At 73.4% G+C, this 13,841-nt stretch carries 14 protein-coding genes and 1 pseudogene; 6 read left to right on the top strand and 9 right to left on the bottom strand.

The window, feature by feature from the left end; genetic code table 11:
• Window positions 1-27: 27 nt before the first annotated feature.
• From OG242_RS08345 to OG242_RS08315, 7 genes are all read right to left on the bottom strand, one after another.
• Window positions 28-921, bottom strand: a complete 894-nt coding sequence (locus OG242_RS08345; protein ID WP_405897533.1) for an alpha/beta fold hydrolase — start codon at window positions 919-921, stop codon at window positions 28-30.
• Entirely contained in the window at window positions 918-2,042 is a 1,125-nt protein-coding gene (locus OG242_RS08340; protein WP_405897532.1) for a branched-chain amino acid ABC transporter permease, read from the bottom strand. Before OG242_RS08340 ends, OG242_RS08345 begins: the two co-directional genes overlap by 4 nt.
• The gene (locus tag OG242_RS08335) at window positions 2,039-2,926 is read right to left on the bottom strand and encodes a branched-chain amino acid ABC transporter permease (protein ID WP_405897531.1); all 888 of its coding nucleotides are present in this window, start codon (window positions 2,924-2,926) and stop codon (window positions 2,039-2,041) included. The genes OG242_RS08340 and OG242_RS08335 overlap by 4 nt, the downstream gene beginning before the upstream one ends.
• Window positions 2,926-3,672 carry an ABC transporter ATP-binding protein gene (locus OG242_RS08330; protein WP_405897530.1) on the bottom strand — a complete coding sequence of 249 codons (747 nt, stop codon included), beginning with the start codon at window positions 3,670-3,672 and terminating at the stop codon, window positions 2,926-2,928. Before OG242_RS08330 ends, OG242_RS08335 begins: the two co-directional genes overlap by 1 nt.
• Window positions 3,669-4,457 (bottom strand): ABC transporter ATP-binding protein, encoded by a 789-nt coding sequence (locus OG242_RS08325; RefSeq protein WP_405897529.1) that lies wholly within the window; start codon window positions 4,455-4,457, stop codon window positions 3,669-3,671. Before OG242_RS08325 ends, OG242_RS08330 begins: the two co-directional genes overlap by 4 nt.
• Window positions 4,458-4,460: 3 nt before the next feature.
• Window positions 4,461-5,723 carry a substrate-binding domain-containing protein gene (locus OG242_RS08320; protein ID WP_405897528.1) on the bottom strand — a complete coding sequence of 421 codons (1,263 nt, stop codon included), beginning with the start codon at window positions 5,721-5,723 and terminating at the stop codon, window positions 4,461-4,463.
• Window positions 5,724-5,849: 126 nt separating this feature from the next.
• On the bottom strand, window positions 5,850-6,449 hold the full coding sequence (locus tag OG242_RS08315; protein ID WP_405897527.1) for a TetR family transcriptional regulator: 600 nt from the start codon (window positions 6,447-6,449) through the stop codon (window positions 5,850-5,852).
• 176 nt (window positions 6,450-6,625) lie between these two features.
• On the opposite strand from OG242_RS08315, the gene OG242_RS08310 reads away from it, so the two are divergent.
• The 3 genes from OG242_RS08310 (at window position 6,626) to OG242_RS08300 (ending at window position 9,845) form a co-directional block, all read left to right on the top strand.
• Window positions 6,626-7,957: a glycosyltransferase family 4 protein gene (locus OG242_RS08310; protein ID WP_405897526.1), complete on the top strand. Its 1,332-nt coding sequence runs from the start codon at window positions 6,626-6,628 to the stop codon at window positions 7,955-7,957.
• 68 nt (window positions 7,958-8,025) lie between these two features.
• Window positions 8,026-8,775: a class I SAM-dependent methyltransferase gene (locus OG242_RS08305; RefSeq protein ID WP_405897525.1), complete on the top strand. Its 750-nt coding sequence runs from the start codon at window positions 8,026-8,028 to the stop codon at window positions 8,773-8,775.
• On the top strand, window positions 8,772-9,845 hold the full coding sequence (locus tag OG242_RS08300; RefSeq protein WP_405897524.1) for a prenyltransferase/squalene oxidase repeat-containing protein: 1,074 nt from the start codon (window positions 8,772-8,774) through the stop codon (window positions 9,843-9,845). Before OG242_RS08305 ends, OG242_RS08300 begins: the two co-directional genes overlap by 4 nt.
• 9 nt (window positions 9,846-9,854) lie before the next feature.
• Here OG242_RS08300 and OG242_RS08295 read toward each other — a convergent pair whose 3' ends face one another.
• Window positions 9,855-10,142, bottom strand: coding sequence for a hypothetical protein (locus tag OG242_RS08295; RefSeq protein ID WP_405897523.1), 288 nt, complete (start codon window positions 10,140-10,142; stop codon window positions 9,855-9,857).
• 174 nt (window positions 10,143-10,316) lie between these two features.
• Between OG242_RS08295 and OG242_RS08290 the strand changes: the two are divergent.
• The 3 genes and pseudogenes from OG242_RS08290 (at window position 10,317) to OG242_RS08280 (ending at window position 12,782) form a co-directional block, all read left to right on the top strand.
• Window positions 10,317-10,835: pseudogene (locus tag OG242_RS08290) on the top strand (hypothetical protein).
• Between the two features lie 40 nt (window positions 10,836-10,875).
• Complete coding sequence (locus OG242_RS08285; protein WP_405897522.1) at window positions 10,876-11,652, top strand: maleylpyruvate isomerase family mycothiol-dependent enzyme; 777 nt, start codon at window positions 10,876-10,878, stop codon at window positions 11,650-11,652.
• An 89-nt stretch (window positions 11,653-11,741) separates the two neighbouring features.
• Entirely contained in the window at window positions 11,742-12,782 is a 1,041-nt protein-coding gene (locus OG242_RS08280) for a PHP domain-containing protein (RefSeq protein WP_405897521.1), read from the top strand.
• Window positions 12,783-12,848: 66 nt separating this feature from the next.
• On the opposite strand, the gene OG242_RS08275 is transcribed toward OG242_RS08280, so the two are convergent.
• Window positions 12,849-13,631, bottom strand: coding sequence for a hypothetical protein (locus OG242_RS08275; RefSeq protein ID WP_405897520.1), 783 nt, complete (start codon window positions 13,629-13,631; stop codon window positions 12,849-12,851).
• Between the last annotated feature and the right edge of the window lie 210 nt (window positions 13,632-13,841).

Raw genomic sequence — 13,841 nt, 5'->3', positions numbered from 1 at the left:
GCTGCCGGGCCCCGCTCATACGGGCTCTCAGCCCCGCGCCAGCGCCACCAGGCGCTCCGCGATCTCCCGGCCGCCCCGGTCGCCCGTCAGGACCGTGTAGTGGTTCACGTCCTTCACCGCGACCGGCTCCACCCGGGTCCCGGACAGCTCGGCGGCGGCCAGCCGGCCCTCGTCGTACAGGCCCTGCTCCTCGTCCATCAGACCGCGCGCCGCCCACAGCAGCGTCGCGTCGACGGGCAGCTTCCGTACCGCCGACAGGACCTCCTCGTCGAACAGGCCGACCCCGTCCGTGCGGATCGCCTCGATCCGGCAGGACGAGCGCAGGGCCGGTTCCTCACCGGTCAGGTCGCGCTGGATGTACGCGTCCACCTCGTCGGACCAGGCGCCGGCGAACGCCGGGTGCGCCTGCCAGAACGCGCGGTAGGCGGCCCGGTCCGGGAAGGTCATCGACAGCCGGTCCATCGCCGGGCCGATCACCGCCGTCATCAGCTCGTCCGGCGTCAGGTGCGTCGGCGCCGGGAAGCCGATACCGCCGTCGACGAGGAGCAGCGGCCCGAAGCGGTCCGGGTGGCGCACCGCCGCCAGGGCAGCCACGAACGCGCCCATCGAGTGGCCCGCCAGCACCACCGGGCCCGGGCCCAGGGTGCCGGCCAGCGCGGCGATGTCGTCGGTGTGCGCGGCGATGCCGTACGGGCGGGGCAGGTGCGAACTCCCCGCCCGGCCGCGCAGATCCGGGGCGACCAGCGTGACCCGGCCCGCCAGCAGCCGGGCCACCGCCGCCCAGGACAGGGCGTTGGAGGTGATCCCGTGCAGCGCCACCACCACCGGCGCGTCCGGGTCGGCGGCCGGCCAGCGCAGGGCCGCCAGGGAGCCCCCGCGCACGGGGACTTCGGTCTCTTCGTACTCCGCGAGCGGGCTCAACTGACTCCGGTCTCCTTACGGTTCGAGGCTGCCCCCACGGCCCGTCCCAGCCGGGACGGCAGCCGGGCCAGGCCGCCGGGCAGCAGATGTACCACGGCCACGAACAGCACGCCCAGCAGGAACAGCGGCTGCGACAGCGGTACGCGCAGGACCGCCGGCAGGTCCGCGACCGCGCCCGATCCGGCCAGGTCGCCGAGCCGGTGGTCGGCCCAGGTGTAGAGGATGCCGCCGACCATCGGGCCCCAGCGGGTGCCCGAGCCGCCGAGCACCACCATCACCAGCAGCGACAGCGTGAAGTCGGACGTGGTCGTCTGCGGGGTCGAGCCGCCCGTCAGGAGCAGGTGCACGATGCCGCCGAGCGCCGCTAGTCCGCCCGCGACCACGAAGGCCGTCAGCTTGAATCCGTACGGCTTCAGCCCCAGCACCTCCACCCGGCGCTCGTTCTCCTTGATGCCCTCCCAGACGCGGCCGGTGGGGGAGCGGACCGCCCAGTGGACGACGCCCAGGGTGAGGACGAGGTAGGCCAGCGCGATCCAGTACAGGTTGGCGGTGTTGTCGATGCCGACGAGCGAGGACGGCAGCAGGTCGGACGGGGCCGCCCGGCCCTCCTCGCCGCCGGTGACCCCGCCGGGGTTGCGGGACACCAGGATCGAGCCCGCCTGGGCGAAGGCGAGGGTCACCATGGAGAAGCCGATCCCGGTCACGCGCAGGCACACCGACCCCAGGACCAGCGCGAGCGCGGTCCCGAAGAGCAGCCCGAGGACCGTGGCGAGCGCGAACGGCAGCCCCGCCTCCAGCAGGAACAGGTTGGTGGCGTAGCTGCCCGCCGCGAAGTACAGGGCGTGGCCGAAGGAGAGCAGCCCGGTCCGTCCCAGGAGCAGGTCATAGCCGGTGGCCAGGGCGCCGAACAGCAGGCAGGTGGCGAGGAGTTGCAGACTGCCCGCCGAGCCGAGCGGCCCGTCGAGCAGGCCCGGTACCGGCACCGCGCTGAACGGCGCGGCCACCAGCACCAGCAGGACGGCGGCGGGCCACCAGCGCAGCAGCCGGGTTCTTCCGGCCGGGACGGGGACGGTGGCCGGGCGGCCGGTGGTGCGGTCGGGTGTGTCGGTGGCGGTGCTCACGCGAGCCTCCCCGTCAGTCCGCGCGGCCGGATGAGCAGCAGCACGGCGAGCAGGACGACGACCGCCAGGTCGCCGAGCCCCGCTGCGGTGTAGTAGTTGGCGAACTGCTGGACCAGGCCGATGACCACGGACGCCACGGCGGCGCCGGTCACCGAGCCCATGCCGCCGGTGACCACGACGACGAACGCGAAGATCAGCAGCGAGGTGCCCTGGCGCGGGTCGACCGAGCCGAAGTACAGCCCGCCGAGCGCCCCGCCCAGTGCCGCCGCGCAGCCGCCGATCGCGAAGACCAGCGTGAACGCCTTGCGGACGTCGATGCCGAGTGCGGTGACCATCGCCCGGTCCTCGACGCCCGCCCGGACGACCAGGCCGTGCCGGGTCCGGCCGAGGAACAGCCGCAGCGCCACCAGCACCACGACCGCCGCCCCCACCAGGACCAGCCGGTTGACCGGGACCTGGGCGCCAAGCAGCCCGAAGGTGCCGGACAGCGCCTCCGGCCCCGGGAACGGGTGGGCGTCGGAACCCCAGATGCCGGAGAGCAGCGCGGGCACCGCGAGCCCCACCCCGACCGTGGCGAGCACCTGCTCGCGCGGCCGGGTGTAGAGCGGGCGGACGACCGCGAGCTCCAGGAGCACGGCGGCGGCGGTGCCCACCGCCGTGCCGAACAGGACCGCCAGGACGAAGCCGGCGCCGCCGGGGCCCGCGCCGGGCAGGTTCCCGGACGCGGCCCACCAGGTGCCGTACGCGCCGATGGACAGCAGCGCCCCGTGGGCGAAGTTGAGCACGTCCATCAGGCCGAAGATCAGCGAGAGTCCGGACGCGACGAGGAAGTAGAGGGCCCCCAGACCGAGTCCGGTCATGGTGAGCAGGACGAGGGTGGACATCAGGAATCCGCCTTCACGGAGGGGTGTGCGGTGACCGGGCCGTGGCCCACACCGAGCAGCGTGCGGGCCGCCTCCGCGTCGCCCAGCAGCTCGGCGGCCGGGCCCCGGTGGGCGGTGCGGCCGTCGGCGAGGACCACGCAGTGCCCGGCCAGCCGGCGCACCACGGCGAGGTTCTGCTCCACGAGCAGCACCGGCACCGCCTCGGCGGCCCGCTCCAGCACCTGCGCCACCTCGGTGACGACCTTCGGCGCCAGGCCCTTGGTGGGTTCGTCCGCGATGATCAGCCGGTTGGCGTTCAGCAGGGTGCGCCCGATGGCGACCATCTGCTGCTGGCCGCCCGACAACGTCCCCGCCAACTGCCGGGCCCGCTGCTTGAGTTCGGGGAACAGCTCGTGGACCAGGCCGTACGCCGGCTCGCCCGCGCCGCGCCGCTCCGCCAGCCGCAGGTTCTCCGCGACGGTCAGCCCGGCGAAGATCCCCCGGTCCTCGGGGGCGTAGCCGATGCCGCGCCGGACCAGGGCGTGCGTTTGCAGGCCCACCGTCTCCTCGCCGTCGAGCCGGACGCTGCCGGCGCGCGGGACGAGCCCGAGGACGCCCCGGACCGTGGTGGTCTTCCCGGCGCCGTTGCGGCCGAGCAGCGCGGTCACGCCGTGCGCGGAGACGTCCAGGTCGACGCCGTGCAGGATGTGCCGGCCGCCGATCAGGACCCGCAGGTCCCTCACGTCCAGGAGGGGTTGCTCCGTCACAGCCCCTCCCCGAGGTACGCCTGCTGCACGACCGGGTCGGCGGTGACCGCCTCCGGTGTGTCCAGGGCGAGCAGCCGGCCGTGGTGCATCACGGCGAGCCGGTCCGCGAGGCCGAGCAGGACGTCCATGTGGTGTTCGACCATGAGAACCGTGCGCCCCTCCTCCCGGTGCAGGGTGCGGATGAGTTCGGTCAGCGCGGGGACCTCCTCGGCGCTCACCCCGGCCATCGGCTCGTCGAGCAGCATCAGCCGGGGTTCGCCCACCAGCAGCACGGCGAGCTCCAGCTTCCGCTTCTCGCCGTGCGACAGTTCGCCCGCCGTCGCCCCGGCCCGGTGGCCGAGGCCGGTGCGCTCCAGGACGCCGGCCACCTCGGCGGTGTACGGGTCGGCGCGCCGCCACAGCCGGTACGAGCCGCCCCGGGCGGCCTGCGCGGCGAGCCTTACGTGATCGGCCACGGTCATCGCGGGCCACAGGCTGGAGGTCTGGAAGGTCCGGCCGATGCCGCGCCGGGCCCGCACGTGCGCGGGCCGGTCCGTCATCTCGGCGCCGTCCAGCTCGATGCACCCGGCGGTGGGCAGGCTGAGCCCGCTGATCAGGTTGAACAGGGAGGTCTTGCCCGCCCCGTTGGGGCCGATGAAGGCGAGGAACTCGCCCTCGGGGACGCTCAGCGAGACGTCCTGGACGATGGTGGCGCCGCCGACGCTCCAGCCGAGCCCGTCCAGCCGGAGCACGGGTGTCTCCCGGTCCGCCGGGCTCTGCCGCCCGAGGGTGTGGGGTGCGGTCACGGTTCAGCCCGCCGCGGGCTTCACGGGCGGCGCCACGGCGTCCATCTGCTCGGTGTCCAGCAGCTTCGGCTCGGCCGTCTTGCCCTTGCCGTCCAGCTTGGCCACGAACATCGGCTGGAGCAGCGCGTGGTCCTCGCCGCGCACCCGGGTCCGTCCCTTGACCCCGTCGAAGCTCCAGCCCTCCAGGGCCTTGACCATCGCGGCGGTGTCGGTGGCGCCGCCCTTCTCGACGGCGTGCACGATCATCTGGGCGGCCGTGAAGCCGTCGGGCGTGAACAGGTCGGGCTTGCCGCCGTCCTTCTTCACCGCGTCGAGCATCGCCTTCTCCACGGCGTTGGAGCCGCCCGCGCCCGGGAAGTAGTGCGCCAGGAACGACACCTTGGACCCGGCCGCCCCGAAGACCGGGTACGAGGCGGTGCCGGCCAGGCCGGTGACGACCTTGCTCGCGCCGAGCACGCCCTGCTGGTCGAGCGCGGTCCACAGCGCCGGTGCGGTGGAGCCGGCCCAGGCGACGAAGACGAGGTCGGGGCCGCCCGCCTTGACCTGCCGGGCGAACGGCGTCAGGTCGGTCGCGCTGGGCGGCGCCAGCACCGAGCCGACCTCGGCGCCCTTCTCGCCGAGCACCGCCTTGACGGCGGCGACGTTGGCCTGGCCGAAGGTGGAGTCCTGGGCGAGGACCGTGACCTTCTTGCCCTTGGCGTCGCCGAGCATCGTGCCCGCCGTGAGGATGTCCTGGTAGGACTGGCGGCCGGAGCGGAAGGTGTACTCGTTGATGCCGGTCACCGCGTCGGTGGCGGCCGGCCCGCTGACGTAGAGCACCTTGTTCTGCGCGGCGAGCGGGGCCATCTGGAGGGCGACGCCGGAGTCGGTGGTGCCGGCCAGCACCTTGTAGCCCTTGCCGATGAGGTTCTTCGCGGCGGAGACGGCCTTGCCCGGGTCGCCCGCGTCGTCCTGCTCGGTGACCTCGATGCGGTGGCCCGCGACCTTGCGCGTCCCCCGGGTGGCGTAGTCGAGGCCGGCCATGAATCCGTCGCGGTACTGCTTGCCGTAGTCCGCGAGGAGTCCGGTCCTGGAGTACACCAGGCCGACCTTGACGGCCGCCTCGTCGGCGGACTTCGCGGAGTCGGAGTCGCCCGCCTTCCCGGCGGCGGTGCAGCCCGTCAGGAGCAGGCCGGCTGCGGCCAGGACGGCGACGGTACGGATGTCACTGAGGGATCTGAGGGTTCTGAGGGATCTGCGGGCTCTGGCTGTGCGGGTGCGGGGCATGGTGACCGGCTCCTCGGCGTGTTCCTGTGATGTCGCCGAACCGTATGAACACCGTGCCGCCGTAGATATGGTGCAGGGCACCCCACCTCGCCCCCGGGGCGTGTGGGCGCCGCACATGGCAGGGCTTCAGGGGGTCGCCGGGCCGACCAGCCGGCACACCGTCTCGATGTCGGTGCGCACCTGAGTGATCGTCGCCCGGCCGGAGAGCCAGCAGATCAGCGCGGAGTGCCAGGTGTGTTCGATCACCCGCACGGCGGAGAGCTGGTCCGGCGTCGGGTGGCCGGTGCCCATCGCGTCCAGGATGATCGCCGTCGTGAGCCGCGAGACGGCGTCGGCCTCGGGGCCGGCGCCGCGGTCCGCGAACGTCAGCGCGCGCACCATCGCGTCCGCCAGCTGCGGTTCGCGCCGCATCGAGCGGAACGCCCGCATCAGCGCTTCGGCGACCCGGGCCGCCGGATCGTCCCCGGCCGGGGGACGTTCGCGCAGGGCGGTACGGAGCTGTCGGAGCCGGTCCTGCAGGGTGGCGACGAGGAGGTGGACCTTGGAAGGGAAGTACCGGTACAGGGTGCCGAGGGCGACCCCGGCCTCCTCCGCGACCTCGCGCATCTGGACGGCCTCGAAGCCGCCCCCGCGGGCGAGCCGGGCGGTGGCCTCCAGGATGCGGCGGCGGCGGGCCTCCTGGCGCTCCGTCAGGGGCGGCGATGCCGGTCGGGCTTCCGCTGTCATGTGTCCCATCCCGGGGCCGGGGTGCGTGCCGTGGCGTGAATCACCTGATCCGGCCGTTGCACCGACGCTACCGCCCGGTAGATTCGTAGCTCATTGAACTAGCCAGTCTGAAACTTGTTCTAGATTAGCGTCGGCGGATACGCTCCGGCGAACAGGCAGTGAGAAGGGGGCCGAGTGTGACCGCTGAGGCCGTTGAGTCGGGCCCCCGCACGGGCGTCGCCGCGTCGGGCACGGGCCCCGGTGACGGCCCTCTGCGCATCGCGCTCCTCACGTACAAGGGCAACCCCTTCTGCGGCGGCCAGGGCGTCTACGTACGCCACCTCGCCCGGGAGCTGGCCCGCCTCGGCCACAGTGTCGAGGTCATCGGCGCCCAGCCCTACCCGGTGCTCGACGAGGGCGTCCCGCTCACCGAGCTGCCCAGCCTGGACCTCTACCGGCAGCCCGACCCGTTCCGCACCCCGAAGCGCGGCGAGTACCGGGACTGGATCGACGCCGCCGAGGTCGCCACCATGTGGACCGGCGGCTTCCCCGAACCGCTCACCTTCAGCCTGCGGGCCCGGCGCCACCTCGCCGCCCGGCGCGGCGAGTTCGACGTCATCCACGACAACCAGACCCTCGGCTACGGGCTCCTCGCCGACCTCGGCGCCCCCCTCGTCACGACGATCCACCACCCCATCACCGTCGACCGGCAGCTCGACCTGGACGCCGCCCCCAGCCGGCGGCGCCGTGCCTCCGTGCGCCGCTGGTACGCGTTCACCCGCATGCAGAAGCGGGTCGCGCGCCGGCTGCCGTCCGTGCTCACCGTCTCCGGCTCCTCCAAGCAGGAGATCGTCGACCACCTCGGCGTCGACCCGCGCCGCGTCCGGGTCGTCCACATCGGCGCCGACACCGACCTGTGGTCGCCCGACCCCTCGGTGGCCGAGGTCCCCGGCCGCATCGTCACCACGTCCAGCGCCGACGTCCCGCTCAAGGGCCTCGTCCACCTCGTGGAGGCCCTCGCCAAGCTCCGTACCGGCAACCCCGCCGCCCACCTCGTCGTCGTCGGCAGGCGCGCCGAGGACGGGCCCGTCGCCCGGGCCATCGAGCGGCACGGGCTCGCGGACGCCGTCGAGTTCGTCAAGGGCATCAGCGACACCGAGCTGGTCGACCTGGTGCGCGGCGCGCAGATCGCCTGCGTCCCCTCGCTGTACGAGGGCTTCTCGCTGCCCGCCGCCGAGGCCATGGCCACCGGCACCCCGCTCGTCGCGACCACCGGCGGCGCGATCCCGGAGGTCGCGGGCCCCGACGGCGAGACCTGCCTCGCGGTCCCGCCCGGCGACCCGGGCGCCCTCGCCGACGCGCTCGGCCGGCTGCTGGGCGACGCGGAGCTGCGTACCCGGCTCGGAGCCGCGGGGCGCGAGCGCGTGCTCGCCCGGTTCACCTGGAAGCAGGCCGCGATCGGCACCGCCGACCTCTACCGGCAGGCCATCGCCGCCCGTGCCGCCACCGGCCCCGGCGGCCGTCGGTGACCCCGCCCCGCCCGCCGGGCCCCCGCACCTGACCCCCGACCCACCCCCGACCGCGAAAGCAGGCATTCGTGCTGACCGTGGACTTCACCCGCTTCCCGCTCGCCGCAGGCGACCGCGTGCTCGACCTCGGGTGCGGCGCCGGACGCCACGCCTTCGAGTGCTACCGGCGCGGCGCCCAGGTGGTGGCCCTCGACCAGAACGGCGAGGAGATCCGGGAGGTCGCGAAGTGGTTCGCGGCGATGAAGGAGGCCGGGGAGGCCCCCGAGGGCGCCACCGCCACCGCGATGGAGGGCGACGCGCTCAACCTGCCCTTCCCCGACGAGTCCTTCGACGTCGTGATCATCTCCGAGGTCATGGAGCACATCCCCGACGACAAGGGCGTGCTCGCCGAGATGGTCCGCGTGCTCAGGCCCGGCGGCCGGATCGCCGTCACCGTCCCGCGCTACGGCCCCGAGAAGGTCTGCTGGACCCTCTCCGACGCGTACCACGAGGTCGAGGGCGGCCACATCCGCATCTACAAGGCGGACGAACTGCTCGGCAGGATGCGCGGCGCCGGCCTCAAGCCGTACGGCACCCACCACGCCCACGCGCTGCACTCCCCGTACTGGTGGCTGAAGTGCGCGTTCGGGGTCGACAACGACAAGGCGCTGCCGGTGAAGGCGTACCACAAGCTCCTGGTCTGGGACATCATGAAGAAGCCCGCCCTGACCCGGGTCGCCGAGCAGCTCCTGAACCCGGTCGTCGGCAAGAGCTTCGTGGCGTACGCGACCAAGCCGCACCTGCCCGTCGCCGCAGCGGCCGCCGAGGCCGAGGCGTGAGCCTTCCCGAGCGGACCGAACACCTCGTCCTGCCCGGAGTCCTCACCGCCGCGCAGGCCGCCGAGACCGTCACCGCGCTGCTCGCCACGCAGTGCGAGGACGGCGCGATCCCGTGGTTCCGCGGCCACCACCTCGACCCGTGGGACCACACCGAGGCCGCGATGGCCCTGGACGCGGCCGGCGAGCACGCCGCCGCGGAACGCGCGTACGAGTGGCTGGCCCGCCACCAGAACGAGGACGGCTCCTGGTACGCCGCCTACCACGACGGCGACCCGCAGCGGCCCACCGACCGGGGCCGGGAGACCAACTTCTGCGCCTACGTGGCCGTCGGCGTCTGGCACCACTACCTCGCCACCGGCGACGACGCCTTCGTCGACCGGATGTGGCCCACGGTCTACGCGGCCGTCGAGTTCGTCCTGCGCCTCCAGCAGCCCGGCGGCCAGATCGGCTGGAAGCGGGAGGACGACGGCACGGAGGTGACGGACGCGCTGCTGACCGGGTCCTCGTCCATCCACCAGGCCCTGCGCTGCGCGCTCGCCATCGCCGAACGCCGCGAGGAGGCCCAGCCGGACTGGGAGCTGGCGACCGGGGCGCTCGGCCACGCGATCCGCAGCCACCCGGAGCGCTTCCTCGACAAGAGCCAGTACTCGATGGACTGGTACTACCCGGTCCTCGGCGGCGCCGTCACGGGACCCGAGGCCAAGGAGCGCATCGAGGAGGGCTGGGACCGCTTCGTCGTCCCGGGTCTCGGAGTGCGCTGCGTGCTGCCCAACCCGTGGGTGACCGGCGGCGAGAGCTGCGAACTGGCCCTGGCCCTCTGGGTGATGGGCGAGTCCGACAGGGCGCTGGAGATCCTCCAGTCCATCCAGCACCTGCGGGCCGAGGGCGGCATGTACTGGACGGGGTACGTCTTCGGGGGCAACCGGGCGTTCTGGCCCGAGGAACGCACCTCGTGGACGGCCGGTTCGCTGCTGCTGGCGGTGGCCGCGCTCGGTGGGGACGAGGCGACCACCGCCGTCTTCAGCGGGGAACGGCTGCCGAGGGGGCTGGAGCCGGACTGCTGCGGCTGAGGGCTTCCGTCAGCGCCGGACGCGGCCGGCGACGGCGTGCCCGATGAACAGGTACACCAGGGCGGCGAGGCCGTAGCCGGCGACGACGTTGGCCCATGCCTTGTCGAACGTGAACAGGTCGTACGACCAGCCCGCGAGCCACCTGGCGGTGTCCCGCACGAACTCGACCAGTTCGTTGCCGCGGTTCGCGTCGAGCAGGTACATCAGGATCCACAGGCCGATGATGAAGGCCATGACGTCCGCCACGAGGGCGATGACACGCGCTGCGGTGATGCTGTTGCCTCTGCTGTAGGACATGGTCTCCGTTTTGCCATTCCGCCGCGGCCGAAACCCGGTGGCCGAACCCGTACGGCCGCGCAGCGGTGGCGGGTTGGCCGGGGCGCGGCCAGCCTGGCGGGGAGTGCCGGGCCCCGGCACCCGCTCCGCCCGGCCAGGGAGGCCCGCCGTCCCCGACCCGTACCGCTCCGCCGCCTGCTCGTCGCGCTGCTGCTGGTCTGCGCCGTGCCGGCGGGATCCGCCGCGTGCGGGAGCGACGACAAGGACAGCGGCACGAGCAGTTCGGCCTCGCCCACCGGCACCTCGTCGGCCGAGGCGCAGAAGTGGGCCAAGACCAGGTTCGTCGCCAACGCGGGGCTGGCCGCGGGCGCCACGTACCAGTAAATCGTGAAGCCCTACCGGGCCGGGAAGTTCAAGAAGGGCGCCGACGGGCGCACCTTCGCCCTCGGCAAGGCAGGGCTCGCGGGCGGCTTCGCCTGCAACCGGCTCAAGGCCGCGACGGAGAACGCCAAGGGCGACCCGCTGCTGTCGAAGGCCGTCGCCCCGCTCACCGCGGGCAAGCCACCCCCAAGCACCAAGCTCCGCAAGGGCGAGGCGGGAGCGGGCGACATCGGCGCCTTCGAGGATGTCATCAGCGGCATCAAGGACGCCGGGAAGAGCGCGGGCGCCGAGGTGAAGGACAAGGTCCCGTCCACCTCGCAGCTCGGCGGATAACCGCATGTGGAAGCGGTGCCCGTCGCACTAGGGTGCGATCATGGCTCTTCTTGCGCATGAACGCTACTGCGATGAAATCGTCCGGCTGACCGAGGAGTTGAGGGCGGCGATCCGGGGAGCCGACCTCGGCGCGACCGTACCGACCTGCCCCGACTGGACCCTGCGCGAACTGGCCGAGCACGTCGGCCGAGCCCACCGCTGGGCCGGCGAGATCGTCCGCACCCGGGCGGCCGAGGCGGTGGCGGACGACAAGGTGCCGGACAACAGCCCCGCGGGCGACGACCCCGCCGCGCTCGACGCCTGGCTCGCGGAAGGGGCCGCCGGCACCGCCGACGCGCTCCGGGAGGCCGGCCCCGACGCCCAGGTCTGGTCCTGGGCCTGGGAACACAGCACCGGCTTCTGGGCCCGCCGCATGGCCATCGAGACCGTCGTCCACCTCGCCGACGCGGCCCTCGCCGCGAAGGCCCCGTACACGATGACGCCCGAGCTGGCGGCGGACACGATCGACGAGTGGCTGGAGATCGTGACCTTCGTCCAGGCCGAGGGCGACCGCGAGATCGCCGAACTGCCCCGGGACGGGCGCTCCCTGCACCTGCACGCCACCGACGTGCCCGACGCCGAGTGGCTGATCGAGCTCGGCGCGGACGGCGTCACCTGGAGCCGGGCGCACGGCAAGGCGACCGTGGCGCTGCGAGGGCCGCTCACCGACCTGATGCTGGTCTTCAACCGCCGCCTCGCCCCGGACAGCGGCCGGGTGGAGGTCCTGGGCGACGCCGGACTGCTGGACTTCTGGCTGGAGCGCACCTCCTTCGGCTGAGGAGGGACCGGCCGGTGTGCGCGGCGGGCCGTGCTGCGCCAAGCTGGACGGGCGGCCGCAGGCCGTCCCGTCCCACCGAGGAGGTGCCGATGGACCCCGCCCGGGCCCTGGAGCGGATCGCCTTCCTGCTGGAACGCGGCAGGGCGGTCACCTACCGCGTCCAGGCCTTCCGCACCGCCGCCCGCACCGTCGCCGCGATGGACGACGGCGAGGTGGAGCGGCGCGCGGCCGACGGCTCGCTGGAACGGGTCAAGGGCATCGGCCCCCGCACCGCCCAGGTGATCCGTGAGGCCGTGGCCGGTGAGACCCCCGGCTACCTGGAGCAGCTGGAGTCCGAGGCTTCGAGCGCGGGACCGCTCGCGAAGGGCGGCGAGCACCTGCTCTCGCTGCTGCGCGGCGACTGCCATACGCACTCCGACTGGTCGGACGGCGGCAGCCCCATCGAGGAGATGGGCCGGGCGGCGGCGGAGCTGGGCCACGACTGGACGGTGCTCACCGACCACTCGCCCCGGCTCACCGTCGCGAACGGCCTCTCCCCGGAGCGGCTGCGCCGACAGCTCGCCGAGGTCGCCGAACTCAACGAGCGCTGGGCGCCGTTCAGGCTGCTCACCGGCATCGAGTGCGACATCAACCTCGATGGCTCCCTGGACCAGGAGGAGGACCTCCTCGAACAGGTCGACCTGGTCGTGGTCTCCGTCCACTCCAAGCTCCGCATGGACTCCGCGCCGATGACCCGGCGCATGGTCGCCGCCGTACGCCACCCGCAGGCGAACGTCCTCGGCCACTGCACCGGCCGCCTGGTCACCGGCCGGGGCCGCCCCGAGTCGGCGTTCGACGCCGACGAGGTCTTCGCCGCCTGCGCCGATGCGGGCACCGCCGTCGAGATCAACAGCAGGCCCGAACGCCTCGATCCGCCCCGCGGGCTGCTGCGCAGGGCCGTGGCCGCGGGCACCCTGTTCGCCGTCGACACCGACGCGCACGCACCGGGCCAGCTGGACTGGCAGGCGTACGGCTGCGCCCGCGCCGAGGAGTGCGGGGTCCCGCCGGAGCGGGTGGTCACCACCTGGACAGCGGACGAACTGCTCCGCTGGACCCGGAAGGGCAAGATCCCCGAGCGGGCGGCGGGTTGAGCCCGTGGACACGGCAGCGGCCCCCCGCCCGGAGAGGGAGGGGGGCCGCCGGCCGGGCAGGGCGCGTCAGCCGCGCTGGATGCCCGTGGTGTCCTGGAGGACGCCGCGACGGCCGTCCTGCGTCTGGGCGATCAGCGCCGAACCGCGCTGCTCGACCGCGAGGTACCAGGTGCCCGGCGCCAGTTCGGCGATCGGGGCCTGCGAACCGTCCTCGTTGTACAGCTGGCGGGCCACCGGCACCGCGAACCAGAACGGCGTGAAGTCACCGGAGCCGCCACCGGCCGCCGGGGCCGCCGGAGCCTTCTGCGCCTCGGGCTGACCCGGCTGGCCCGGCTGCTGCGCGCCGTACGGCTGCGGCTGGCCCGGCTGCTGACCGCCGAACGCCGGCTGCGGACCGCCCGGGTAGCCGTAGCCCTGGCCGGGCTGGCCACCGTACGGCGGCTGCACGGCCTGCGGGTTCGGGGTGCCGGCGAGCGGGGCCTTGAGGGCCGGGACCAGCGGCGAGGCGACCGCGCCGGCGGCCAGCGCCAGCGAGGCGATGAAGCCGAGGATCAGGCCGGCGCCCGCGTCGATCTGACCCAGGTCGATGATCGTCCAGAACATGTTCCACGCGGTGAACACCGTTGCGGCTACGCCGAACTGGGCGAGGTCGAGGCCCACGACCTTCCGCGGCTGCGGCTGGGAACGGGCGAGCACGATCAGCGCTGCGCCGATCACTCCGACCATGTAGACGCCGATGCCGTTGCCCAGGCCGTCCCAGGAGTTGGGGGCGTCGACACTGTTGCTTCCGTAGTCGTAGTAGTCGAGGAACGAGGCGATGAACAGCACGACCGCTGCTCCGATCACCACGCCATCGCCTCGAGTGAGGGAGCGGATATTCACGTGAAGGTCCTTAGTCGGTCGTCTCGTCGGGGCGGTCGTCGTCGCCGCCGAATACTCGGCGGGCACGGCTCGAAGCTCGGGAACGGCTCCCCATCGTACGGATGAATCTATCGTCTGCCCGGGCGGGTTGTGTTCCTGCCCGGTCGGTGCGCGGACATCCTCCCGAATTCATCGCAG

The organism is Streptomyces sp. NBC_00727, from assembly GCF_045161745.1.
Taxonomy (GTDB): Bacteria; Actinomycetota; Actinomycetes; order Streptomycetales; family Streptomycetaceae; genus Streptomyces.
The sequence above is the reverse complement of the archived record's forward strand: the minus strand, read 5'-3'. Positions and strand labels throughout refer to the sequence as shown.

Excerpts from the sequence above, each read along its gene's own strand:
- OG242_RS08335 (WP_405897531.1), bottom strand. The coding sequence starts at position 2,926 with ATGTCCACCCTCGTCCTGCTCACCATGACCGGACTCGGTCTGGGGGCC.
- OG242_RS08315 (WP_405897527.1), bottom strand. The coding sequence starts at position 6,449 with ATGACAGCGGAAGCCCGACCGGCATCGCCGCCCCTGACGGAGCGCCAG.
- OG242_RS08320 (WP_405897528.1), bottom strand. The coding sequence starts at position 5,723 with ATGCCCCGCACCCGCACAGCCAGAGCCCGCAGATCCCTCAGAACCCTC.
- OG242_RS08280 (WP_405897521.1), top strand. The coding sequence starts at position 11,742 with ATGGACCCCGCCCGGGCCCTGGAGCGGATCGCCTTCCTGCTGGAACGC.
- OG242_RS08285 (WP_405897522.1), top strand. The coding sequence starts at position 10,876 with ATGGCTCTTCTTGCGCATGAACGCTACTGCGATGAAATCGTCCGGCTG.
- OG242_RS08295 (WP_405897523.1), bottom strand. The coding sequence starts at position 10,142 with ATGTCCTACAGCAGAGGCAACAGCATCACCGCAGCGCGTGTCATCGCC.